Below are 23,197 nucleotides of genomic sequence, written 5' to 3'. Positions count from 1 at the left end.
TCATTGGTATTACTATTTGTCGTTATGTGGCCGACTCTACCGACTAAAATGGCATCTGTGAAGGCTTGTCGATTTAAATAGTAATACTATAAGATCATTCGGCCAGGTCAGAGGACTGCCAAAAAGCCCCGGCCAGGTGCTGTGCCCATTACAAGAACAATTGGAGACATCGCCATGATTCAGGAGCAGCGGCTCGTCCGCCTGATCACTCTGAAACTCATCCCTTTTCTGGTCTTGCTGTACCTGGTGGCCTATGTCGATCGTTCGGCGGTGGGTTTCGCCAAGCTGCACATGGGCGCCGACATCGGCCTCGGTGATGCCGCTTATGGCCTCGGCGCCGGGCTCTTCTTCATCGGTTACTTTCTCTTCGAGGTGCCGAGCAACCTGTTGCTCGACCGCTTTGGCGCACGTCGCTGGTTCGCCCGCATCCTGGTGACCTGGGGCGCGATCACCATCGGCATGGCGTTCGTCACTGGGCCCAATGGCTTCTACGTGATGCGCTTCTTGCTCGGAGCGGCCGAGGCGGGCTTCTTCCCGGGGGTGCTGTACTACATCACCCAGTGGTACCCGGTGCGCCACCGCGGCAAGATCCTCGGCTTCTTCATCCTTTCGCAGCCGCTGGCCATGCTGGTCACCGGGCCGCTCTCGGGCGCGCTGCTGGGGCTCGATGGCAGCTACGGCCTGCATGGCTGGCAGTGGCTGTTCATTTGCATCGGTACTCCGGCGGTGCTGCTGGCCTGGCCGACGCTGCGCCTGCTACCCGACGGCCCGGCCAAGGTGCGCTGGCTCAGTGACGAACAACGCAGCTGGTTGCAGGAGCAATTGGCCAACGATCTGCGCGAGTTCGGCCAGACCCGCCACGGCAACCCACTCCATGCCTTGAAGGATGGCCGGGTGCTGTTGCTGGCGCTGTTCTACCTGCCGGTGACCTTGAGCATCTATGGCCTGGGCCTGTGGTTGCCGACGCTGATCCATCAGTTTGGCGGCAGTGACCTGGTCACCGGCTTCGTCTCGGCGGTGCCGTATCTGTTCGGCATCATCGGCCTGCTGATCGTCCCGCGCAGCTCCGACCGCCTGAACGACCGCTATGGCCATCTGGGCCTGCTGTACGCCTTGGGCGCCATCGGCCTGTTCCTCAGTGCCTGGCTGAGCGTGCCGGTGATGCAACTGGCGGCGCTGTGCCTGGTGGCGTTCGCGCTGTTCTCCTGCACCGCGATCTTCTGGACCCTGCCGGGTCGGTTCTTCTCCGGTGCCAGCGCCGCCGCAGGCATCGCCCTGATCAACTCGATCGGCAACCTTGGTGGCTACCTCGGGCCATTCGGCATCGGCGCGCTCAAGGAGCACACCGGGCAGCTGTCCTCGGGCCTGTATTTCCTCGCCGTGGTGATGCTGTTCGGGCTGTTGCTCACCGGCGTCGTCTACAGCCGCCTGGAGCGCCGCCAACGACTGTCTTCCACGCGGGTGGCCGAGGCCTCCCGTTAATCTTCGCAACCGAAAAGCGAGCACAAGCATGCGATTGATCCAATTCGAAACCGCCACTGGCGAGCGCCGCGTGGGCGTGGTGGAAGGCGAGCACGCCCTGGAAGTGCGTGGCGCCGGCAGCACCCGTGAACTGGCCCTGCAGGCGATTGCCGCCGGCCGCGACCTGGCCAGCGAAGTACAGGCCGCAGGCCTTGGCGAGAGTCACGACTACCTGGCCCTGTTGGCCGAAGGCCGCGTGTTGCCACCGCTGGACCATCCGGACGCGGCGCACTGCCTGGTCACCGGTACCGGCCTGACTCACCTGGGCAGCGCCGCCACCCGTGACAAGATGCACCAGCAGCAGGCCGAAGGCGCCGTGACCGACAGCATGCGCATGTTCCAGTGGGGGCTGGAGGGCGGTCGACCGCCAGCGGGCGAAGAGGGCGCGCAGCCAGAATGGTTCTACAAGGGCGACGGCGGCATCGTCGTGCGTCCCGGTGCCGACCTGCCGCTGCCGGCCTTCGCCGAGGATGCCGGGGAAGAGCCGGAACTGGTCGGGCTGTACCTGATCGGTGAAGACGGCACGCCGTACCGCCTCGGCTATGCCTTGGGCAACGAGTTCTCCGATCACGTCATGGAGCGGCGCAACTACCTGTACCTGGCCCACTCCAAATTGCGCGCCTGCAGCTTCGGTCCGGAGCTGCGCCTGGGCGCATTGCCGGCGCACCTGGAAGGCACCAGCCGCATCCTGCGCGATGGTCAGGAGCTGTGGAGCAAGCCGTTCCTTTCGGGCGAGCAGAACATGTGCCACAGCTTCGAGAACCTTGAGTTCCACCACTTCAAGTACGACCAGTTCCTGCGTGCTGGCGATATCCACGTTCACTACTTCGGCACCGCCACGCTGTCGTTCGCCGACGGCATCCAGGCGCGCCCAGGCGACACCTTCGAGGTCAGCCTCGATGCCTTTGGCCAGCCGCTGCGCAACGGTATCAAAGCTGCGCCCGAGCAGGTCCGCCCCGGGGTCGTGAAAAGCCTCTGAGCCTTCTTTTTTCGTTACAGGAGTCAATCATGACCGTAAGCAACTTCATCGGCGGCCAGCGCAGCGCTACCGGCAGCGTGCGCCTGCAGAGCCTCGATGCGCGCACCGGCGAGGCGCTGCCTCTGGCATTCGCCCAGGCCACCCCTGAAGAGGTGGCCGCCGCTGCGCAGGCCGCCGAGGCGGCGTTTGCCGAGTACAACGGCCTGGCACCGGAGCGCCGCGCGCAGTTCCTCGAGGCCATTGCCGACCAACTGGACGCACTGGACGACACCTTCGTCGCCACCGTCTGCCGCGAGACCGCGCTGCCGGCCGGGCGGATCCAGGGCGAGCGTGGTCGTACCAGCAATCAGATGCGCCTGTTCGCCAAGGTGCTACGCCGTGGCGACTTCCTCGGCGCGCGCATCGACCGTGCGCAGCCCCAGCGTCAACCCTTGCCACGTCCCGACCTGCGTCAGTACCGCACCGGCGTCGGCCCGGTGGCGGTGTTCGGTGCCAGCAACTTCCCGCTGGCGTTCTCCACCGCCGGCGGTGATACCGCCGCTGCCCTGGCTGCCGGCTGCCCGGTGGTGGTGAAGGCGCACAGCGGCCACATGGCCACCGCCGAACAGGTCGCCGAAGCCATCGAGCGCGCGGCCGTGGCCACCGGCATGCCGGCTGGCGTGTTCAACATGATCTACGGCGCCGGTGTCGGCGAAGCCTTGGTACGCCATCCGGCGATCCAGGCCGTGGGCTTCACCGGTTCGCTCAAGGGTGGCCGTGCCCTGTGCGACCTGGCAGCGGCACGGCCGCAGCCGATCCCGGTGTTCGCCGAGATGAGCAGCATCAACCCGGTGCTGGTGTTGCCTGGGGCATTGCAAGCCAGGGGCGAGCAGGTTGCCAAGGAACTGGCAGGCTCGGTGGTGCTGGGTTGCGGGCAGTTCTGCACCAATCCAGGGCTGGTCATCGGCATCGCCGGTGAAGCGTTCACTGCCTTCGTCGCGGCTCTTGCTGCGCAACTGGCCGACCAGGCCGGGCAGACCATGCTCAACGCCGGCACCTTGCGCAGCTACGCCAGCGGCGTGCAGCGCTTGCACCAGCACCCAGGCGTGCGCCACCTGGCCGGTGCCGAACAGACCGGCGACCAGGCCCAGGCGCAGCTGTTCCAGGCCGATGTGAGCCTGCTGCTCGATGGCGACGAATTACTCCAGGAAGAAGTCTTCGGCCCTACCACGGTAGTCGTCGAAGTGGCCGATGAAGCCGAGCTGCGCCGCGCGCTGGAAGCCCTGCATGGACAATTGACCGCAACGCTGATTGCCGAGCCGGACGACTTCCAGCGCTTCGCCGCGCTGGTGCCGGTGCTCCAGCGCAAGGCCGGTCGCCTGCTGTTAAACGGCTACCCGACCGGTGTCGAGGTGTGCGATGCAATGGTGCACGGCGGGCCGTATCCGGCTACCTCCGATGCCCGAGGTACCTCGGTCGGCACCCTGGCCATCGATCGCTTCCTGCGCCCGGTGTGCTACCAGGACTACCCCGACGCGCTGCTCCCCGATGCCTTGAAGAACGCCAACCCGCTAGGCCTGCAACGCCTGGTCGACGGCCAGCACAGCCGTGAGCCGCTGAACTGACGCTAAAGGCGTAGACGTTGTACCGCTGTACGCCCGCCTGGCCATGCCCGGCGGGCTTTCTACGAATGACCCAAGAACAACAACAAGAGGTTGCAGCCATGCCCAGTCGTTCCGTGCCCGCCGACCTGGTCGAGCGGGAATCGTTGGATAACCGTCTGTTCCGCAAGATCAACTGGCGCATCGTGCCGTTGTTCATCGTGTGTTTCCTGTTCGCCTACCTGGATCGCGTCAACATCAGCTTCGCCAAGCTGCAGATGCAGAGCGCGCTGGGTTTCAGCGACGCCGTGTACGGCCTGGGCGCGAGCCTGTTCTTCGTCGGCTATTTCCTGTTCGAAGTGCCGAGCAACGTTTTGCTGCACCGCATCGGCGCGCGCATCTGGATCGCCCGCATCATGGTCACCTGGGGGCTGACCTCGGCGGCGATGATGTTCGTCACCAGCGAGACGTGGTTCTACGTCCTGCGTTTTCTCATCGGCGTCATGGAAGCCGGCTTCGTGCCTGGGGTGCTGTACTTCTTCACCCAGTGGTACCCCAGCGACCGCCGTGCGCGCATCAATGCCTACTTCAAGAGTTCGATCTGCTTGTGCGGGATCGTCGGCGGCCCGCTGGCAGGATTCATCCTCAGCCATTTCGACGGGGTCAATGGTCTTGCCGGCTGGCAGTGGCTGTTCCTCCTCGAAGGCCTGCCTTCGGTGCTGCTTGGCCTGCTGGTGCTGTGGCTGGTCAGTGACCGTATCGAGGATGCGCGCTGGCTCGACAGCGAAGAGAAACGCTACCTGCGCGAGCGCCTGGATGCCGAGCCCAAGCCGAGCGGCGGTAGCTCGATCCGGGCGATCCTGCGCGAGCCGGCCTCGGTCGCGCTCTCGGCGATCTACCTGTGCCTGGTGATGGCGCTGACCGGTCTGCTGTTCTGGATGCCGCAACTGATCCGCAACGCCGGGGTGGCGGATGCCATGGACATCGGCCTGCTGACCATGATCCCGTACCTGGTGGCGGTGGTCGGCAACCTGCTGATCGGGCGCAGTTCCGACCTGCGTGGCGAGCGGCGCTGGCACATGGCGAGCTGCGCGGCGATGACCACCGTCGGCTATGCCCTGTGTGCCGGGTTCAGCGGCCAACTGTGGCTGCTGATGCTGGGCATGAGCCTGATCATGACCGGGATCATCGCCTGGATGCCGATCTTCTGGACGCTGCCGCCGAAGTACCTGGCCGGCCTGGCTGCCGCAGCCGGCATCGCGCTGATCAACTCCATCGGCCAGCTCGGCGGCATCGTCGGCCCCTACCTGGTGGGCAAGGTGCGCGATGTCAGCGGCTCGCCGACCCCGGCCCTGTGGCTGTTGACGGCGGTCAGCCTGCTGGCGGTGGTGTTGATCGTCTGGGCCGTGCCGCGCCGCCTGTATGCGGCTCAAGCTGAATCGCGCATCGACTGAGGAGGTTTCATGCAACGTATCGTTTCCTTCGGCCCGATCTCCAGCGCCGAGGTGCTGGACGACCTGGGCCGGCGTTACCACTTCCAGCGTTTCGACCAGCCGCTGGCCGACCTCAAGGCCTTTCTCGCTGCCTTGGCCACGGCTGACGGGCTGATCGGCAGCACCTTGCCGCTGGGCGCCGATTTGCTCGACCAGGCGCCAGCGCTCAAGGTCATCGCCAGCGTGTCCGCCGGCTTCGACAACTACGACCTGGACTACCTGCGCAAACGCGGCATCCGCCTGACCAATACCCCCGATGCGGTGACCGAAACCACCGCCGACACCGGCTTCATGCTGTTGATGATGGCCGCACGGCGCGCCGGCGAGCTGGCGCAACTGGTGCGCGACGGCGAATGGACGCGCGGTATCGACGCCTCGCGTTTCGGTCTCGACGTGCACGGCAAGACCCTGGGCATCGTCGGCCTCGGGCGCATTGGCGCGGCGCTGGCCCGACGGGGGCACTTCGGCTTCGGCATGCCGGTGCTGTACAGCGGAAACAGTGACAAGCCTGAGTATGAGGCGGAGTTCGGCGCACGCCGGGTGCCGCTGACGCAGTTGTTGGGCGAGGCCGATTTCGTCTGTGTCTGCGTGCCGCTGAGCCCGGCCACCCATCACCTGTTTGGTCGCGAGGAGTTCGCCGCCATGCGCGCCGATGCGGTATTCGTCAATATCGCCCGTGGCGCGGTAGTCGACGAGCCCGCTCTGGTCCGGGCACTGGCCGAGGGGCAGATCCGCGCGGCCGGGCTGGACGTGTTCGAGCGTGAGCCGCTGCCGGCAGATTCGCCGTTGCTGGCACTACCCCAGGTGGTGGCTTTGCCGCACATCGGTTCGGCCACCGTCGAGGCACGTGCGTTGATGGCCCGCACCGCCGCGAGCGAATTGGCGGCGGTGCTGGAGGGCAGGGCACCTTGCCACCCCGTACTCTGAGGCGCAGACAGGCGAGCAAGACGCACCAGCCTGTGAGAGGATGGCCGCTTCCGCCGCCAAGTGGCCAACCGAGACCTCGAACGCAAGCCTGATGAAGACGCCAAAACGAATCGAACCGCTGATTGAAGACGGCCTGGTCGACGAAGTGCTGCGCCCGCTGATGAGCGGCAAGGAAGCCGCCGTCTACGTGGTGCGCTGTGGTAGCCAGGTGCGCTGCGCCAAGGTCTATAAAGAGGCCAACAAACGCAGCTTCCGCCAGGCTGCCGAGTACCAGGAAGGGCGCAAGGTGCGTAACAGCCGCCAGGCCCGCGCCATGGCCAAGGGCAGCAAGTACGGGCGCAAGGAGGCCGAGGACGCCTGGCAGAACGCCGAGGTGGCGGCCTTGTTCCGTCTGGCCAACGCCGGCGTCCGGGTGCCCAAGCCGTTCGACTTCCAGGACGGTGTGCTACTGATGGAGCTGGTCACCGATGCCGACGGCGATGCCGCGCCACGCCTGAACGATGTGCATCTGGAGGCCGAGGAGGCGCGTGAGTACCACGCTTTCGTCATCCGCCAGATCGTGCTGATGCTCTGCGCCGGCCTGGTGCATGGCGACCTCTCGGAGTTCAACGTGCTGCTCGGCCCCGATGGCCCGGTGATCATCGACCTGCCCCAGGCGGTGGACGCAGCCGGTAACAACCATGCGTTCAGCATGCTGCAGCGCGATGTGGCGAACATGGCGCATTATTTCGGCCGTTTCGCACCGGAACTCAAGGCTACCCGCTATGCCCAGGAGATGTGGGCCTTGTACGAGGCCGGCGAGCTACGGGCGGACAGCCCGTTGAGCGGGCGATTCGAGGACGACGAGCATGCAGCGGATGTCGCAGGGGTGATGCGCGAGATCGAAGCTGCCCGGCTCGACGATGCCCGCCGCCGCGCGGCGCTGGCCGAGGCCGAGCATGGGCCGGCCAGGGCCGAGGAGCCGCCGCCGCCCTGGTTGCAGTAATGATTCGGCAAGGTAAGGTCATGCCAATGACCTTACCGATTGGCCTTTTTCGGTAACTTTAGCTGCATTTATTGATACTAAATTCCTACATATAACTTCCTGTGCTTGGGAAGTTTCCTATAGAAATATTTTTTGTTCAGAAACGTCCTTCTGGTTAGTCAGACCTATGTAGGACAGTCCCGCTTTAGCAGGCGCTAACATCCATCCATGTCGTCTTTTGTACATGGAGTGCAAGGTGTCCCTTAAAGCGCAAGCGGGTATTTCGGCTTCGATCGATAGTGGTTTGGCTTGTCTGGTCCTGCTGGCTCGCTATCACGAAGTAGCGGTATCCCCCGAACAACTTCTCCATGGCTTCGCCATACAAGGCGAGCCTTTTTCCAATGCGCAGATACTTGCCGCCTTCCAGCAACTTGGCCTCAAGGCCAAGCAGCGATACATCGATCCAGAACGGTTGGGCCACGTGTCCTTGCCTGCCATCGCGGTGGATACCGAGGGTGGCTATTTCATCATCGCCCGGGTCGAGGGTGGGCGCGCCCTGGTGCAGGACCCTCGAACCAGCTCCCCGCAAACCCTGACACTGGCTGAACTCGCCCGGCGCTGGCAAGGAGCGCTGATCGTAGTGCGCTCTGACGCCGCGTTGCCACAAGGGTTGGGGCGTTTCGACCTGACCTGGTTCATTCCCGCGTTGGTCAAGTATCGCAGGCTGCTGGCGGAAGTCTTGCTGGTGTCTCTGGTGTTGCAGTTGCTCGCGCTGTTGACGCCGCTGTTTTTCCAGGTGGTGATGGACAAGGTGCTGGTCCACAGGGGGCTTACGACGCTTGACGTGATTGCGCTGGGGCTGTTGGCCGTGATGGTGTTCGAAAGTCTGCTCAGCGCGGTGCGCGCCTATATTTCCGCGCACACGGCTTCGCGCATCGATGTGGAACTAGGCGCCAAGTTGTTTCAGCATTTGATCGAACTCCCCTTGGCCTATTTCCATGCGCGCCGCGTGGGCGACTCGGTCGCCCGCGTGCGGGAGTTGGAAAATATAAGAAGTTTCCTCACCGGTAGCAGCATCACGTTGTTATTGGATGTGCTGTTCGTGGTGGTGTTCATCGTGGTGATGTTTCTCTACAGCGGGTGGTTGACCTGCTTGGTCATCGCTTCGCTACCGCTTTATTTCCTGGTCTCCCTGCTGGTCACACCGGTGCTGCGTGCCAGGCTTGATCAGAGCTTTCAGCGGGGCGCGGAAAACCAGGCGTTTCTGGTGGAAGCGGTCAACGCCATCGATATGTTGAAGTCCATGGCCGTCGAACCACAGATCAGCCGCCGTTGGAACAACCAGCTCGCAGCCTACGTTGCCGCGAGCTTCAAGACTCAGGTCCTGTCCAATCTCGCTCATGAAAGCGTGGCCTTCATCGGCAAGTTGGTGACGGTGGCGACGCTGTGGCTCGGCGCACGGCTGGTCATCGATGGCGAACTCACGGTTGGCGAACTGATCGCCTTCAACATGCTCGCCGGGCGCGTGGCGCAGCCGATCATGCGCCTGGCGCAGTTGTGGACCACCTTCCAGCAGACAGGCATTTCGATACAGCGGCTGGGTGACATCCTCAACAACCGTACGGAAGTGAACCGTGGTACGCCATTGCCAACGTTGGCAGGCCGGATAACGCTCGATCGGGTGTGTTTCCGCTACCGTCCCGATGCCCCGGAGGTGCTGCGCGATGTCAGTCTTGATATCGCCGCAGGTGAAATCGTTGGCATCGTCGGGCGCTCCGGCTCGGGCAAAAGCACGCTGACCCAGTTGATTCAGCGCCTGCACTCGCCGGAGCGCGGTCGGGTATTGCTCGATGGCGCGGACCTGGCGTTGGCCGACGTCGCCTCGCTGCGCCGGCAGATCGGCGTGGTGTTGCAGGAGAACATGCTACTGCGGCGCACCATGCGCGAAAATATCGCCCTGGCCAATCCCGCAGCGCCACTTGAAGAGGTCATCACTGCAGCGACCCTGGCCGGCGCGCACGAATTCATTCTCGAATTGCCCGAAGGCTATGAAACCTTGCTCGGCGAGCACGGTGCGAGTCTGTCGGGTGGCCAACGGCAACGGATCGCCATTGCGCGGGCATTGATGGGCAATCCGCGCATCCTCATCCTTGACGAGGCGACCAGTGCGCTGGACTACGAGTCCGAGCGAATCATCCAACAGAACATGGCGCACATCTGCGCCCAACGCACGGTGATCATCATTGCCCATCGCCTTTCGGCGGTGCGTCACGCCGATCGTATCGTGGTGATGGAGCGTGGCCAGGTCGTCGAGCAAGGCACCCATGACGAATTGCTGGGCAATCCGCTTGGCGCCTATGCCTACCTGCATGGCTTGCAATACGGAGCTTGCGCATGAGCGCTGCTGGTTACGAGCTGCTGCAGCGCTACCGCGAGGCCTGGCACATTGCCTGGAAGCGGCGGCGGGCCATGCAAGGCCCCCTGCGGGAGCCCGATGAACTCGCGTTCCTGCCCGCCGCCCTGGCCCTGCAGGAAACACCAGCGCACCCCTTGCCGCGCCGAGTGCAGTGGAGCCTGCTGAGTTTCATCGGCCTGGCGTTGCTTTGGGCTTGCGTCGGCGAAATCGACGTGGTCGCAAGTGCCCCCGGCAAGATCGTTCCCAGTGGCCGCAGCAAGCTGATCCAGGCCAGCGAAGTGGCCGTGGTCCAGTCGATTCACGTGCGCGATGGCCAAGCGGTGAGCAAGGGTGAACTGTTGCTGGCGCTCGAAGGGCAGATGACCCGCGCCGAAATTGATCGCTTGCAGGGTGACCGGCTCGCGGCGCAAGTCGACCTGGCGCGCTCCAGCACATTGCTAGCCGCCATCGACGGTGATGCGCCTCCTGCCTCCCTGGCGCCGCTAATCCCCGAAGCCACGTCCACACAACAAATGACGGCGCAGCGGTGGCTCGAAGGCCAATACCTCGAATTGCGTGCCACGCTGGAGCAGGTGGACGCGGAGATCGACCAGCGCACGGCCGAGACTCGTTCGGCACGAGCCCGGGCGGATGCGTTGCGCCAGCTGCTAGTAATCACGCGGCAACTGACGGCGGACTACAAACAGCTGTTCAGCGAGTCGGCGGTTGCCAAGCACACCTGGCTGGAAAAGGAGCAAGCGCGCCTGGAGCAAGAGCGCGAGTTGGCCATCCAGCATTCACGGATCGAAGAGCTGAACGCCGCACGCCTGGCTGCCCGTCATCGCAGGGCGGGCGTTATCGCGCAATTGCGTCGGGCCATGCTCGACCTGCACGGCGAGGCCGAGCGGCGCTTGGCGAGCCTTGGTCAGGAGCTGAAAAAAGCCGAACAACGCCACCGGCTGCGAGCGCTGACCTCGCCGGTCGATGGCACCGTGCAGCAACTGGCGGTGCATACCGAGGGCGGGGTTGTGACGCCTGCGCAAACGTTGATGGTAATCGTGCCCAGCGGCCAGCCCGTTGAAGTGGAAGTGCAGATCGAGAACAAAGATATCGGCTTCATTCACCCGGGGCAGACGGTCGAGGTCAAGGTCGAGACATTTACCTTTACCAAGTATGGCGTGGTGCCAGGGGTGGTACTGAGCGTTTCCCACGATGCCATTGAAGATGAGCGGCGGGGGTTGGTTTATAGCGCACGGATTCAGTTGAACGAAGATGAACTTCGAGTGGGAGAGAAGTCGGTAAAGCTGGCGCCCGGCATGGCGGTGCGCGCGGAACTGATTATCGATAGGCGTAGAGTGATTAGTTATTTCCTTAGTCCGTTGCAGCGGCATGTTCGGGAGAGTTTGGGGGAGCGATGACAACTACCTGCGAAAAATGGGTTTCAGCGATTATTTGGAATTTCTTGAGAGTTGCCGTGTTGAGCATGTTTGCTATGACTCCCGTGGGTATGGGGATAGTTGCTTATTTGATTGGTCTGGCTACCGGTGAGGATGTATTTGAGGTAAGTGAGCCTTACTCCTCTTATTCGTGCGTGAGGTTGTCTGGTGTGTTGGACGGAGTCATTAGTGGAGCGGAGGTGACTTGGTTTCAAGGTTTTGGCTCTAGCGGTAATTACGAGTGTGATGTCGAGTTTTATAGTCGCTTGATGCGTTAACTTGCTTTGATTTTCATTGGCTACTTTTCAGAAGACAGGGATTAAAGATGGAATTAACAACAAAAGATTTGGAGTTTGCGAAGGCAATTCTTGATAAGGAGGGGCCAGGGAGAATGTATGATCTTCTGGCACGAAAGGGGGACAGGTATGCAGTGTTGGCAAATGGCGTAGTGCGCGGTGACACGATAGCGGGTGTGGCGGCAATTAATTTTATGAAATCCGTTGCGGCTGATGCGGGAACACCTATGGGTGAAACTCAGGTTGATGCTGTTCGACTGGGGATGGCACATGCATACCTGTCGGCATTGAATGCCAACGTTGTGGCTGGGGTAGTGAAAGGACCATTGCCGCAAACAGATATCGCTAGGTTTCACCGTGAGGTATTTGTAGGCAATGGTTACCCAGAGAGTGCTTGGACGCTTCATTCTGTGTTCATGGCGATGCCACAAGCGAGTCACCAGACTTATTGGGAGCAGGTTTTGTCTTCAGCGGGCGACCTCCGAAAAGAAGTTGAGTTATCCGCTCGTACCCATTACCTGATGGGACAAAGCTCGGTCATGGGGCCGTCAACCGTGCGTGCCGCTGCCCGAGACTGGATTCGAAGAGTGGAGTCTCCCTCAGGTTGGCGAGAACTTGGCGAGGTCGGCATGAACAGTTTGTTTAAACCGATTCTGAGAGATATGCCTGTCCCTGCTGAATCCTCATCGCCTAGTTCTCCAATCAAGATCGACATCACCCCCACCACCGAATCCCGCCGCGACCTGCAAGGTCAGGACGATATCCGCAATGACGTCTCCGCAGGCTACGTGACCCGACGCCTCACTCACAGCATCGCGTTCACCGACAAGACCCTGGACAACACCGACTTCACCTCCGCCCAGATGGGCAGTCTGGCCACCGGGGGTATCCGCCCTGGCGAACTGCAGCGTGACCCCAACGTACGGCCCAACCAGCATCTGGCGCAATTCTACAAGGAGGGCCCCGACAAGCCCGATTTCAGCCTGCGCAACGCTGCCGTGCTCAATGGGCTGGCGGCCATGACCACGGTCAACACCTACGTCGACCCGCTTCTGTTCGACCTTAGCGGCAAGGGAGCCGGCATGACTGGGCTGGATGACGCGGTATTGTTCGACGTCGATAACAGCGGCTCGTTACATCGCACCGGGTGGGCCGACCGACAGACCGGCATGTTGGTGCACGACGATGGCAGTGGCCAGATCAACCGAATCAGCCAGTTGTTTTCCGAATACTACGCAGGTAAGCCGGGGACCGATGGCGCGCCGGGAGAAACACCTTTCAAGGATGGTTTCGCAGCGCTGGCAAGCGTGGACGCCAATGCCGATGGTGCGATCACGCCGACCGACGCAGCCTGGGGCGCGCTCCGGCTTTGGGTCGATGGCAACCACGACGGCCGCGCCGACCAGGGCGAGCTCAAGACCCTTGCCGAGCATGGCATCACCCAGATCAGCCTGGGCGGTGTCAAGCCGCTGGGAGAGCTGCGCCAGGGTAACGAGGTCATCGCACGTGGGACATTCCTCGGCAACGGCGTGCAGCGGGAGGTACTGGCTGTGAGGTTTCTTGCCGATACCGTCAGCAACCTCGTCGAAAGGCAGAAGGATGCGGCCATGTTGATCTCGACCAGCGGCGAGACGTCCCGCCGCGCATATGTGCACCAGGGGGTGCAGGACGCCACGCTCGATGCTGGTGTGCTGAAGGTGGAGACCCTGAATGGGGGCGTCGGCAACGATACGCTCAAAGCCGCCCCTGATGGGAGCTGGTTGGTGGGGGGCGGAGGCAGCAACACCTACGTGGGCGGCGCCGGCGACGATGTGTTCGTGATCAGCGCCAGTGACGACCCGGCCAACCTGCGCGGCAACGGCGGGCGCGACTCCGCGCTGATCGTCGGCGAGCTGGGTGTCGGCCTGAATATGGCCGAGACCGGGCTGACCATCGCCCAGGGTGGGCGCGGCAAGGACATCATCGTCAGCGGAGGCCAACGTGGCGTGTTCATCAAGGGAGGGGCTGGCGATAGCCTACTGATCGGTGGCGGTGGCAACGATGTGCTGGCCGGTGGCAGCGGCCGCAACACCATCCTTGGTGGCACCGGCAAGTCGGTGATCTATGCCGGCCCCAGCGGTGACTACATTCACGCCTCGGCAGCTGGCAGCATCATCCATGCCGGCCGCGGGGCGGACCATATCATGGGAGGCGCCGCCGACGATGTGATCGAGGCAGGGCGTGGCAATGCCATCATCGATGGTGCTGGCGGTGTCAACCTGGTGACCCTGCATGGCAACCACGATGAATACCTCATCACCCGCACCAAGACCGGATACACGATTGTCGACCGGGTGAAGGAGCGCGACGGCGACCTGACGTTGAGCAATGTGCAGAAACTCAGCTTTGCCGACGTTGCCGCGATCGACTTGGTCGCGCCCCATGCAATGCCAATCGGCGATTCGTTGGCCCCCGCACAGCTCACACCGTTCCGCACGCAGGGCGGGGCAGCTGTACTACCTGCCTCGGCGTTGCTGGCCAATGATCTGCCGCTCGCCAGCAGCGGCCCTTTGCGCATCGCTTCGGTCGGTGACGCCAAGGGCGCTACGGTAGTGCTCACCGCCCAGGGCGATGTGCAAGTGACGCCGTCGGCGGGCCATGATGGCGATATCAGCTTCCGTTACGACCTGGTCGATGCGGCCGGCAACGCCTCCATCGCGGTAACCGAGATCGGCAGCAGCGCCTCGGCGCCATTGCGGGCCACGGTCATCTTGCGTCACGCGCAGTCGCCCAATGACCCGCTGGCGTTCCGCCAGTGGTACCTCGAGGACATCGACGTGCTGCCGGTCTGGCGCGATTTCACCGGCAAAGGCATACGCATCGGCCAGTTCGAGCCAGGGGGCGAGTTCGCCGTTGCGCCGGAAATCTTCGACGTGCAGCATCCAGATCTCAAGGTCAACATCGACCCTGTCTGGCTGGCGACCCAACGCAGCAGCGGCACACTGCCGGCGTTGGCCTCCAATCATGCAACCCAGGTTGCCGGCGTCATGGTGGCAGCACGCAACGACCAGGGCGGCATCGGTATCGCCCATGAAGCCACGCTCGGCGGTCATTACCTGGCCAACAAGGGCGACGACCTCACCAGCCTGGGACAGATGGTCAATTATGACGTGGCCAACAACAGCTGGGGCTTCAAGACCGACTTTGCCATTGGCAACGTGCAGGAGGGAAGGATCGACACTGCGTTGGCGCTGGCTTTCACTAGCACGTTGGCCGCTACCAACGGCCGAGGCGGATTGGGCACCATCGTCGTCGCCTCGGGCGGCAACCAGCGTGAAAAAGGTGGCAGCGCGCAAGGTTCGCTGATCAACAACTCGCGGCATGCCATCGAGGTCGCGGCGATCAATGCCAAGGCAGACCTGTCGGTGCTGCAGGTAGCGAGCGTGCCGTTTTCCAATCCCGGTGCCAGCCTGCTGGTGGCGGCTCCTGGCAGCCATGTGCTGTCCAGTGGCATCGACCTGGAAGCCGAGCGGGGGGCCAAGATCGGTAGCGCCTATGGCACCACGCAGGGCACCAGTTTTGCCGCGCCGATTGTCTCGGGGGTGGCGGCCTTGATGCTGCAAGCCAATCCTGGGCTGGGCTACCGGGATGTTCAGCAGATCCTTGCGTTGTCTGCGCGCAAGGTTGAAGACCCCACCACGGCTTGGGCTGACAACGCGGCGCGCAACTGGAACGGTGCAAGCATGCACGTTAGCCACGATTACGGTTTCGGCTTGATTGATGCGCGTGCGGCGGTGCGCCTTGCCGAGTCGTGGCCAGGCCAAGCGAATGCAGCCAATGAGCGTCAACTAAGCGCCAGCAGTGAAGCTCAAGCCCGGCAGTTGCTTGCAGGGCAGACCCTGACCCTGTCCCTGCCGATGCCCGGTGATGTACGGGTCGAGCACGCAGAAGTCGATATCCATGCCTCGGTTGGCCGTCTCGGCGACCTGACCCTCACCCTGGTGTCCCCTGGCGGCACACGCAGCGTGTTGCTGGACCGTGCAGGCAAGGCGCCGGGTTCTGCCGCCGATGCGCCGGGCGACCTGCGCTCCGGTGTCTTCAAGTATGCGTTCATGTCCACCCACCACCGCGCTGAGCCATCGGAAGGTGACTGGCACCTGGAAATACGCAACGCGAGCAATGGCCTGCCGCTGACGATCGATCGCTGGAGCCTACGCCTGGCTGGCAGCCCTGTCAGCGAGAATGACGTCTATTACTACACCGACGAGTACGCAGCCAGCCTGTCGGGCAATCCAGGCCGGTCCGTGCTGGACGACGCTGTCAACGGCAAACCGGGCGGGCGTAACACCCTCAATGCGGCCGCCGTCAGGCGTGGTGTTTCGCTGAACCTGACCAGCGGTGTCGGTCAGATTGCAGGGGCAGCCCTGACCATCGCCCCTGGCTCGGTGCACAACCTGATCAGCGGTGACGGCGACGATACCTTGGTGGCTGGCCCTGACGCAGCGCTACTCGATGGTGGCCGGGGTAATAACCTGTTGCGCGGTGGTGCGGGTACCGATCGCTTCGTGATTCACCGGCGCGCAGCTGGATCCGACCTTATCGAAGGGTTCGAGGCAACGCGGGAGGTGGTGGATCTGATCGGATTCGGTAACCGAAAATTCACTGACCTGACCCTGCATCAGGACGGACCGGCGGTCGTGCTCGATCTGGGCAAAGGTCAGACAGTGCGCTGGGCGCAAGCCAAGCTAGGCAGTCTCCAAGCCAGCAATTTCCGCTTTCTGAGAAGTGTCGAGGCCGCTCCTGGCTACCTTTCAGGCAATCCCGAAGGGGAGAAACCAAAACCTGGCAACGCACCCATCGTGCTAGCGGGAGGCGCCAAGGGCGTTTCGCTGACTTCGGATGAAACAGGGCGGATGGTGGCGACACTGGCCGGCACCGTTCACAAGCCGGCAGGGGTTGCACCCAGCGTCTTCCAGCTGGCCCATCAGGAAGGCGTGACGGACTACGGCAACGCGTTGCGCGGTTTCCGCCATGGTATCGACAAGATCGACCTGACCCAGATAGGCATCAGCCGTTTTGAGGATCTGCAGATCAGCAAGCAGCAACGCTTCCAATTAAACGGTTTTGCCCAGATTCACGGTGTGTCGGTCGAAACCAAGGCGCTGCCAGGGCAGGATGGTGCGGTCAAGTTGCTGTATCTCGACGCGCTCGAAGTCGCCCAGGTGACCGCCGATGACTTCGTCTTTGCCAAGCCAGCGGTTGTGACGGCCGGGGACCAGGAAATCGCCTCCGCGCACCTGGTGCAGTTGCACGCTTCGACTTTGGCAGTCGAAACCATGCATCCTGCATCGGTGGCAGAGGGTGGGCCGAGCACTGTCGCGCCGCTGCCTAATCTTGCCAACCTGGTCGAAGCCATGGCCGCCTTCATACCCCAGCCGGGCAGTGCTCCCCTGGCGCTACAGGCACCCGCGCAACCTTGGGAGTCGACCCTCGCCGTCGCCGCATGAAACGGCAGTTCCGCCTGCCCGGTGTGGCTACCAGGGCAGGCTATTGCGTCCCCTGCAATTCACATTCTCGTGATTGAGCCTTTTCACTGGCGCCCGACAGGCATAAGGTATACGCCGTTAAAATTCCCTGGAGCTGTCATGTCCAACCTTTTCCCTGCCGTTCGTCCCCGCCGCCTGCGCCAGAACGAGCCCCTGCGCACGATCTTCCAGGAGACCGAATTCCGTCTCGAGGACCTGATCCTGCCGATCTTCGTCGAGGAAGGCATCGATGACTTCGTGCCGATCACCAGCATGCCCGGCGTCAACCGCATCCCGGAAAAGCTGCTCGCCCAGGAAATCGAACGCTATGCCCGCGCCGGCATCAAGTCGGTGATGACCTTCGGCGTCTCGCACAACCTCGATGCCACCGGTAGCGATACCTGGAACGAAGACGGCCTGGTGGCGCGCATGGCGCGTATCTGCAAGGACACCGTGCCGGAGATGGTGGTGATGTCCGACACCTGCTTCTGCGAATACACCAGCCACGGCCACTGCGGCGTGCTGCACGACCACGGCGTGGACAACGACGCGACCCTGGCCAACCTGGGCAAGCAGGCGGTGGTCGCGGCCGCCGCCGGTGCCGACTTCATCGCGCCATCGGCGGCGATGGACGGCCAGGTCCAGGCGATTCGCAGCGCACTCGACGGCGCAGGCTTTCACGACACGGCGATCATGGCCTATTCGACCAAATTTGCCTCTTCGCTGTATGGCCCGTTCCGTGAGGCGGGCGGCACCGCGCTCAAGGGCGATCGCAAGAGCTACCAGATGAACCCGATGAACCGCCGCGAAGCCGTGCGCGAATCGCTGCTCGACGAGCAGGAAGGGGCCGACGTGCTGATGGTCAAGCCGGCGGGCGCCTACCTCGACGTGATCGCCGACATCCGCGCCGCGTCGCGCCTGCCGTTGGCGGCCTATCAGGTCAGTGGTGAATACGCGATGATCAAGTTCGGCGGCCTGGCCGGTGCCATCGACGAGGGCCGGGTGGTACGTGAAAGCATTGGCGCGATCAAGCGTGCCGGTGCCGACCTGATCCTGACCTATTTCGCCATGGACCTGGCGCGCGAAGGTATCTGACTCGGCCAACGTCCATCAGTGCGAGGAGACGTACTGCGCCCCGGCGAACGCCGGGGGCAGGGCGAAGTGTTCTCGCATGCGCTTGGCCTCGGCCGCAGGCGTAAGGCCGAACAGCCGTTTGAATTCTCTGCTGAACTGCGAGGCGCTGGTATAGCCCACGGCGTAGCAGGCGGTTTCGGCCGTCATCCCCTGACGGACCATCAGCAGGCGCGCCTGGTGCAAGCGCGTCGACTTCAGGTACTGCATCGGCGAGGTGCGGGTAATGGCCTTGAAGTGGCTGTGGAACGTCGGCACGCTCATGCCGGCCTCGCGCGCCAGCTGCGCCAGGTCGACCGCTTGCGCATAGCGGGCATGAATGCAGCGCAGGGCCTTGCCGATCTTGCCGAACTGACCCTGCATCGCCAATGCTGCCCGCATCGCGTTGCCCTGTGGGCCGGTTAGCACGCGAAAATACAACTCCCGTACCAGTGCCGGGCCGAGGATGGCCGCTTCGAGCGGCTGGTCGAGGGCTTCCAGCAGACGCAGCACGCTCGCCTGCATCCTCGCATCCATCGGGCTGGACATCATGCTTTCGGGCGGATGTTCTTGCGCCGCGGAGCGTTGCTGGCCGATCTCCACCAGCAATTCGGCGGCGAGCTTGAAGTCCAGGTGCAGGTACAGGGCCAGCAGCGGCTGTTGCGCCGAGGCGTCGGTTTCCATGGTGAACGGCACCGGAACCGCGACCGCCAGATAGTGTTGCTCATCATACAGATAGTCCTGGCCCCCGAAAAAACCACGCTTGCGCCCTTGGCAGACGATCACGATGCCTGGGTCATACAGGACTGGTGTACGGGCCAAGGCACGGTCCGAGCGCAGGATACGCACGTCGGGCAGGGCGGTCAGGTTGTAGCCCTCGGCAGGTGCCTGGGCACGCAACAGGGCCAGCAAGCGCTGTCGCTCGGTCCGTGGCAGTGCGGCAGTGGTGTCGTGCATTGGCCATGGCCTCATAGGAATAGGCAAGAAAACGACAGTATCCTGCCTGAGCGAAACTAGCACGCCTGGTTATTGTGCATCCACGTCAACGTTCAGTGGAGCCAGTCCCATGTCATCGAGCAAAACACTTTTCATCACCGGCGTAAGCAGTGGCTTCGGCCGGGCGCTGGCCCAGGAAGCGCTCGCTGCGGGCCATCGTGTCGTCGGCACGGTGCGCAGCGAGCAGGCCAGGCTGGATTTCGAGGCGCTCGACGCGACCAATGCCGTGGGCCGCCTCCTCGATGTCAGCGATTTCGCTGCCATTGATGCAGTGGTGGCCGACATCGAGGCCGCCGTCGGGTCGATCGATGTGTTGGTCAATAACGCAGGCTATGGCCATGAAGGCGTCATGGAGGAGTCGCCGCTGAGCGAAATGCGCCGACAGTTCGACGTCAATGTGTTCGGCGCGGTCGCCATGACCAAGGCTGTGTTGCCCTACATGCGTATGCGCCGTCGCGGTCATATCCTCAACATTACCTCGATGGGCGGCTTCATCACCCTGCCAGGCATCGCCTACTACTGCGGTAGCAAGTTCGCCCTGGAAGGTATTTCCGAGGTGTTGGGCAAGGAGGTGAAGCCGTTCGGCATTCACGTTACCGCCGTGGCGCCCGGCTCGTTTCGTACCGATTGGGCGGGGCGTTCGATGAGCCGTACGGCCCGGTCGATTGCCGACTATGACGCGTTGTTCGACCCGATCCGCCAAGCCCGCGAGGAAAAGAGCGGCAGGCAGCTCGGCGACCCGGTCAAGGCGGCGAGGGCGATGCTGGCGGTGATCGACAGCGACACGCCTGCGGCGCACCTGCTGTTGGGCAGCGATGCGCTGGCACTGGTCCGCGAAAAGCTGGCGACGCTGGCCAAGGAAATCGATGCCTGGGAAGCCTTGTCGCGGTCCACCGACGGTTGAGCAGGAGAAGGTGCGTGCAAGCCCCTCGGTCGACGCTGTTCCTGTAGAAGAGAGGCCGGCGTGGACGAAACTGGATTAACGGTCAAGACTCATTAGGCAAAATGCTGACAGCAGTGAATTTTTCAGCGCTCTCTCGTATCTGATGCATAGCACCGGGCCATCAAGATGATCGCGCCCGGGGAACTGTGAAGCACAAGGGATACAGGCATGAAATCTCGCAAGAAAAGCGTCAAGCCCATCGGCCTCAAGGACATCACCATCGTCGACGATGCCAAGATGCGCAAAGCGATCACCGCCGCAGCGCTGGGCAATGCCATGGAATGGTTCGATTTCGGTGTCTATGGCTTCGTTGCCTACGCGCTGGGCAAGGTGTTCTTCCCCAATGCCGATCCCAGCGTGCAGATGATCGCCGCCCTGGCGACTTTCTCGGTACCGTTCCTGATCCGGCCCCTGGGCGGGTTGTTCTTCGGCGCCTTGGGCGACAAGTTCGGCCGGCAGAAGGTCCTGGCCGCGACCATCGTGATCATGTCGCTGAGCACCTTCGCCATCGGCCTCATACCGTCATACGCGAGCATCGGCATCTGGGCGCCGATCCTGTTGCTGCTGGCGAAGATGGCCCAGGGGTTCTCGGTGGGCGGCGAGTACACCGGCGCCTCGATCTTCGTCGCCGAGTACGCCCCCGACCGCAAGCGTGGCTTCCTCGGCAGTTGGCTGGACTTCGGCTCGATCGCAGGCTTCGTGCTGGGCGCAGGGGTCGTGGTGCTGATTTCCACGATCCTCGGCGAAGAAAAGTTCCTCGAGTGGGGCTGGCGCCTGCCGTTCTTCCTGGCCTTGCCGCTGGGCATCATCGGCCTCTACCTGCGCCATGCGCTGGAAGAGACACCGGCGTTCCAGCAGCATGTCGACAAGCTCGAGCAGGGCGATCGCGAAGGCCTGGCGTCAGGGCCGAAGGTGTCGTTCAAAGAGGTGGCGACCAAGCACTGGCGCAGCCTTGTGACCTGCGTCGGCGTGGTGATCGCCACCAACGTCACCTACTACATGCTGCTCACCTACATGCCCAGCTACCTGTCGCACAACCTGCACTACAGCGAAGACCACGGTGTGTTGATCATCATCGCCATCATGGTCGGCATGTTGTTCGTGCAACCGCTGATCGGCCTGCTCAGCGACAAGTTCGGGCGCCGTCCCTTCATTATCATCGGTAGCGTCGGCCTGTTCGCCCTGGCCATTCCGGCGTTCATGCTGGTCAACAGCGGGGTGCTGGGGCTGATCTTCGCCGGGCTCTTGCTCATTGCTGTGCTGCTGAACTTCTTCATTGGCGTGATGGCCTCGACACTGCCGGCGATGTTCCCCACGCATATCCGCTACAGCGCATTGGCCAGTGCGTTCAACATCTCGATCCTGATTGCCGGCCTGACCCCGACCTTGACCGCGTGGCTGGTGGAAAGCACCGGCAATCTGTACATGCCGGCCTATTACCTGATGGTGATCGCCGCAGTGGGCCTGGTGACCGGGTTGACCATGAAGGAGACCGCCAACAAACCGCTACGGGGCGCGGCGCCGGCAGCGTCGGACATCGAGGAAGCGCGTGAGCTGTTGCAGGAGCACCACGACAACATCGAGCAGAAGATCGAGGACATCGACGAGCAGATTGCCGAGCTGGAGGCCAAGCGCAAGCTGCTGGTGCAGCAGCACCCGCGCATCGAGTGATGGCGCGTGCTCAGCGCGGCATGTAGCCGCGCTGCCAGTTACGTGGAATGAAGCGCGACACCAGGGCCAGCAGGCAGGCGAGGGCGCAACTGCCGGCCAGTGCCTGCAGGCCCAGGTGATGCTGCAACCAGGCACCAAGGGCGGCGCCCAGCAACATGCCGGCCCACGGCACCAACTGCACCCGCCAGCCGCTGCGCCGCTCACCCAGCAACCAGCGCCCCAGGCCGCGACCGAAGCGTGATAGCGCGCCGGTGACGTAGGTCAGGCCGATGGGCAGGCCGTTCACTTGTTCGACCACGGCATTGATCATGCCCATGGCCAGGGTTGCCGCCAGCAATGCCGGAAAACTCGCCGCAAAGGGCCAAGCCGCAGCGAATGCGAGCAACGCCGCCACCACCAGCAATACCGGCCAGGCCCGGCGCCGGAAGCCTCGCGCCAGCAGCACCCCCAAGGCATTGCCGGCGACGAAACCCAGCACTGCGCCACTCAGGCGCAGCACCATGGCAAGGTCCGCCTCGCTGATGGCCACCGCCAGGCGTGTGGTATTGCCGCTCATGAACGACACGAAATCGCCCAGCGCCAACAGGCCGATGGCGTCGGTCATGCCTGCAAGTACCGACAGGCCGGCGACCAGCCCGAGGCCGACGCGCCCGCGCAGGATCTGCAGGCGCAGACGCCTGGCGTTGCGGGCGGGAAGGGCGTTGGGCAGCATGGGCAGGCCTCAGCGCAGCAGGTTTTCGCGGGCCAAGGTGCCTTTGATGGTGCGCTCGACCACATCCACCAGGACCATGGTCTGGTGGTCCACCTCGATGTTGAGGAGGTCACCGGCCTGGTAGCGGGCGAAGGTGGTCTGGCGCAGGGTTTCCGGGATCAGGTTGATGGTCACCACGCCGTCCTCGACATCGGCCACGGTCAAGCTGCAGCCGTTGACGCCGAGAAAGCCCCGCGCGAAGACGTACTTGGCCCATTCCGGGGGCATGCGGAACGTGATGAACGCGCCGGTGTCCTTGATCGACAGCTCGACGACTTCGGCAGTGCAAGCGATATGGCCAGCCATCAGGTGCCCGCCGACTTCGGCGTTCATCTTCGCCGAGCGCTCGATGTTGACGCCCACGCCTGCGTTGAGAAAGCGCAGGTTGGTGCGTTCCAGGGTAGCGGTCATGGCATCGAAACGAACCTGGCTGCCGTCGATCTCGGTGACCGACAGGCAGGTGCCCTCGACACTCACGCTGGCGCCGATCTTCAGCTCCTCGAGCAGCTCGGGGGTGAGGTCGATGGTGAACTGGTTGTGGCCTGGGTAGCGGGTCACATCGAGGAGGGGGCGGACGGCCTGGACGATGCCGGTGTACATGGTGTTGCTCCTGGGCGCGGACTGGAAACCC

The 23,197-nt window shown here is 63.2% G+C and carries 15 protein-coding genes; 12 read left to right on the top strand and 3 right to left on the bottom strand.

Annotated features, from left to right (window positions below):
• Window positions 1–174 precede the first annotated feature (174 nt).
• From E6B08_RS15955 to hemB, 10 genes are all read left to right on the top strand, one after another.
• Window positions 175–1,482 carry an MFS transporter gene (locus E6B08_RS15955; protein ID WP_136914927.1) on the top strand — a complete coding sequence of 436 codons (1,308 nt, stop codon included), beginning with the start codon at window positions 175–177 and terminating at the stop codon, window positions 1,480–1,482.
• A gap of 28 nt (window positions 1,483–1,510) precedes the next feature.
• Window positions 1,511–2,500 (top strand): AraD1 family protein, encoded by a 990-nt coding sequence (gene araD1, locus E6B08_RS15950; RefSeq protein ID WP_136914926.1) that lies wholly within the window; start codon window positions 1,511–1,513, stop codon window positions 2,498–2,500.
• A 29-nt stretch (window positions 2,501–2,529) separates the two neighbouring features.
• A complete protein-coding gene (locus E6B08_RS15945; protein WP_136914925.1) occupies window positions 2,530–4,104 on the top strand; it encodes an aldehyde dehydrogenase (NADP(+)) in 1,575 nt (524 codons plus the stop codon).
• A 98-nt stretch (window positions 4,105–4,202) separates the two neighbouring features.
• Entirely contained in the window at window positions 4,203–5,534 is a 1,332-nt protein-coding gene (locus E6B08_RS15940) for an MFS transporter (RefSeq protein WP_136914924.1), read from the top strand.
• Between the two features lie 9 nt (window positions 5,535–5,543).
• Window positions 5,544–6,500 carry a 2-hydroxyacid dehydrogenase gene (locus E6B08_RS15935; protein ID WP_136914923.1) on the top strand — a complete coding sequence of 319 codons (957 nt, stop codon included), beginning with the start codon at window positions 5,544–5,546 and terminating at the stop codon, window positions 6,498–6,500.
• A 91-nt stretch (window positions 6,501–6,591) separates the two neighbouring features.
• Window positions 6,592–7,485, top strand: a complete 894-nt coding sequence (locus E6B08_RS15930; RefSeq protein ID WP_136914922.1) for a PA4780 family RIO1-like protein kinase — start codon at window positions 6,592–6,594, stop codon at window positions 7,483–7,485.
• A gap of 223 nt (window positions 7,486–7,708) precedes the next feature.
• Window positions 7,709–9,862: a type I secretion system permease/ATPase gene (locus E6B08_RS15925; RefSeq protein WP_136914921.1), complete on the top strand. Its 2,154-nt coding sequence runs from the start codon at window positions 7,709–7,711 to the stop codon at window positions 9,860–9,862.
• Complete coding sequence (locus E6B08_RS15920) at window positions 9,859–11,277, top strand: HlyD family type I secretion periplasmic adaptor subunit (RefSeq protein WP_136914920.1); 1,419 nt, start codon at window positions 9,859–9,861, stop codon at window positions 11,275–11,277. Before E6B08_RS15925 ends, E6B08_RS15920 begins: the two co-directional genes overlap by 4 nt.
• 976 nt (window positions 11,278–12,253) lie before the next feature.
• Entirely contained in the window at window positions 12,254–17,077 is a 4,824-nt protein-coding gene (locus E6B08_RS15915; protein ID WP_238349217.1) for a S8 family serine peptidase, read from the top strand.
• Between the two features lie 138 nt (window positions 17,078–17,215).
• On the top strand, window positions 17,216–18,190 hold the full coding sequence (gene hemB, locus E6B08_RS15910; RefSeq protein WP_136914918.1) for a porphobilinogen synthase: 975 nt from the start codon (window positions 17,216–17,218) through the stop codon (window positions 18,188–18,190).
• 15 nt (window positions 18,191–18,205) lie between these two features.
• Here hemB and E6B08_RS15905 read toward each other — a convergent pair whose 3' ends face one another.
• Window positions 18,206–19,162: an AraC family transcriptional regulator gene (locus tag E6B08_RS15905; protein ID WP_136914917.1), complete on the bottom strand. Its 957-nt coding sequence runs from the start codon at window positions 19,160–19,162 to the stop codon at window positions 18,206–18,208.
• A gap of 109 nt (window positions 19,163–19,271) precedes the next feature.
• On the opposite strand from E6B08_RS15905, the gene E6B08_RS15900 reads away from it, so the two are divergent.
• Together E6B08_RS15900 and proP are read left to right on the top strand one after the other, a co-directional pair.
• Window positions 19,272–20,105 (top strand): oxidoreductase, encoded by an 834-nt coding sequence (locus E6B08_RS15900; RefSeq protein WP_136914916.1) that lies wholly within the window; start codon window positions 19,272–19,274, stop codon window positions 20,103–20,105.
• A gap of 207 nt (window positions 20,106–20,312) precedes the next feature.
• A complete protein-coding gene (proP, locus tag E6B08_RS15895) occupies window positions 20,313–21,815 on the top strand; it encodes a glycine betaine/L-proline transporter ProP (protein ID WP_136914915.1) in 1,503 nt (500 codons plus the stop codon).
• 10 nt (window positions 21,816–21,825) lie between these two features.
• On the opposite strand, the gene E6B08_RS15890 is transcribed toward proP, so the two are convergent.
• Together E6B08_RS15890 and E6B08_RS15885 are read right to left on the bottom strand one after the other, a co-directional pair.
• Window positions 21,826–22,527, bottom strand: a complete 702-nt coding sequence (locus tag E6B08_RS15890; protein ID WP_136914914.1) for a YoaK family protein — start codon at window positions 22,525–22,527, stop codon at window positions 21,826–21,828.
• 9 nt (window positions 22,528–22,536) lie between these two features.
• Complete coding sequence (locus tag E6B08_RS15885; protein ID WP_136914913.1) at window positions 22,537–23,166, bottom strand: riboflavin synthase subunit alpha; 630 nt, start codon at window positions 23,164–23,166, stop codon at window positions 22,537–22,539.
• Window positions 23,167–23,197 lie beyond the last annotated feature (31 nt).

Origin of the sequence: Pseudomonas putida, assembly GCF_005080685.1 — a bacterium.
GTDB lineage: Bacteria > Pseudomonadota > Gammaproteobacteria > Pseudomonadales > Pseudomonadaceae > Aquipseudomonas > Aquipseudomonas putida_V.
The sequence above is the reverse complement of the archived record's forward strand: the minus strand, read 5'-3'. Positions and strand labels throughout refer to the sequence as shown.

Coding starts and splice junctions, on each gene's coding strand:
- E6B08_RS15955 (WP_136914927.1), top strand. CDS start 175: ATGATTCAGGAGCAGCGGCTCGTCCGCCTGATCACTCTGAAACTCATC.
- araD1 (WP_136914926.1), top strand. CDS start 1,511: ATGCGATTGATCCAATTCGAAACCGCCACTGGCGAGCGCCGCGTGGGC.
- E6B08_RS15945 (WP_136914925.1), top strand. CDS start 2,530: ATGACCGTAAGCAACTTCATCGGCGGCCAGCGCAGCGCTACCGGCAGC.
- E6B08_RS15940 (WP_136914924.1), top strand. CDS start 4,203: ATGCCCAGTCGTTCCGTGCCCGCCGACCTGGTCGAGCGGGAATCGTTG.
- E6B08_RS15935 (WP_136914923.1), top strand. CDS start 5,544: ATGCAACGTATCGTTTCCTTCGGCCCGATCTCCAGCGCCGAGGTGCTG.
- E6B08_RS15930 (WP_136914922.1), top strand. CDS start 6,592: ATGAAGACGCCAAAACGAATCGAACCGCTGATTGAAGACGGCCTGGTC.
- E6B08_RS15925 (WP_136914921.1), top strand. CDS start 7,709: ATGGAGTGCAAGGTGTCCCTTAAAGCGCAAGCGGGTATTTCGGCTTCG.
- E6B08_RS15920 (WP_136914920.1), top strand. CDS start 9,859: ATGAGCGCTGCTGGTTACGAGCTGCTGCAGCGCTACCGCGAGGCCTGG.
- E6B08_RS15915 (WP_238349217.1), top strand. CDS start 12,254: ATGCCTGTCCCTGCTGAATCCTCATCGCCTAGTTCTCCAATCAAGATC.
- hemB (WP_136914918.1), top strand. CDS start 17,216: ATGTCCAACCTTTTCCCTGCCGTTCGTCCCCGCCGCCTGCGCCAGAAC.
- E6B08_RS15905 (WP_136914917.1), bottom strand. CDS start 19,162: ATGCACGACACCACTGCCGCACTGCCACGGACCGAGCGACAGCGCTTG.
- E6B08_RS15900 (WP_136914916.1), top strand. CDS start 19,272: ATGTCATCGAGCAAAACACTTTTCATCACCGGCGTAAGCAGTGGCTTC.
- proP (WP_136914915.1), top strand. CDS start 20,313: ATGAAATCTCGCAAGAAAAGCGTCAAGCCCATCGGCCTCAAGGACATC.
- E6B08_RS15890 (WP_136914914.1), bottom strand. CDS start 22,527: ATGCTGCCCAACGCCCTTCCCGCCCGCAACGCCAGGCGTCTGCGCCTG.
- E6B08_RS15885 (WP_136914913.1), bottom strand. CDS start 23,166: ATGTACACCGGCATCGTCCAGGCCGTCCGCCCCCTCCTCGATGTGACC.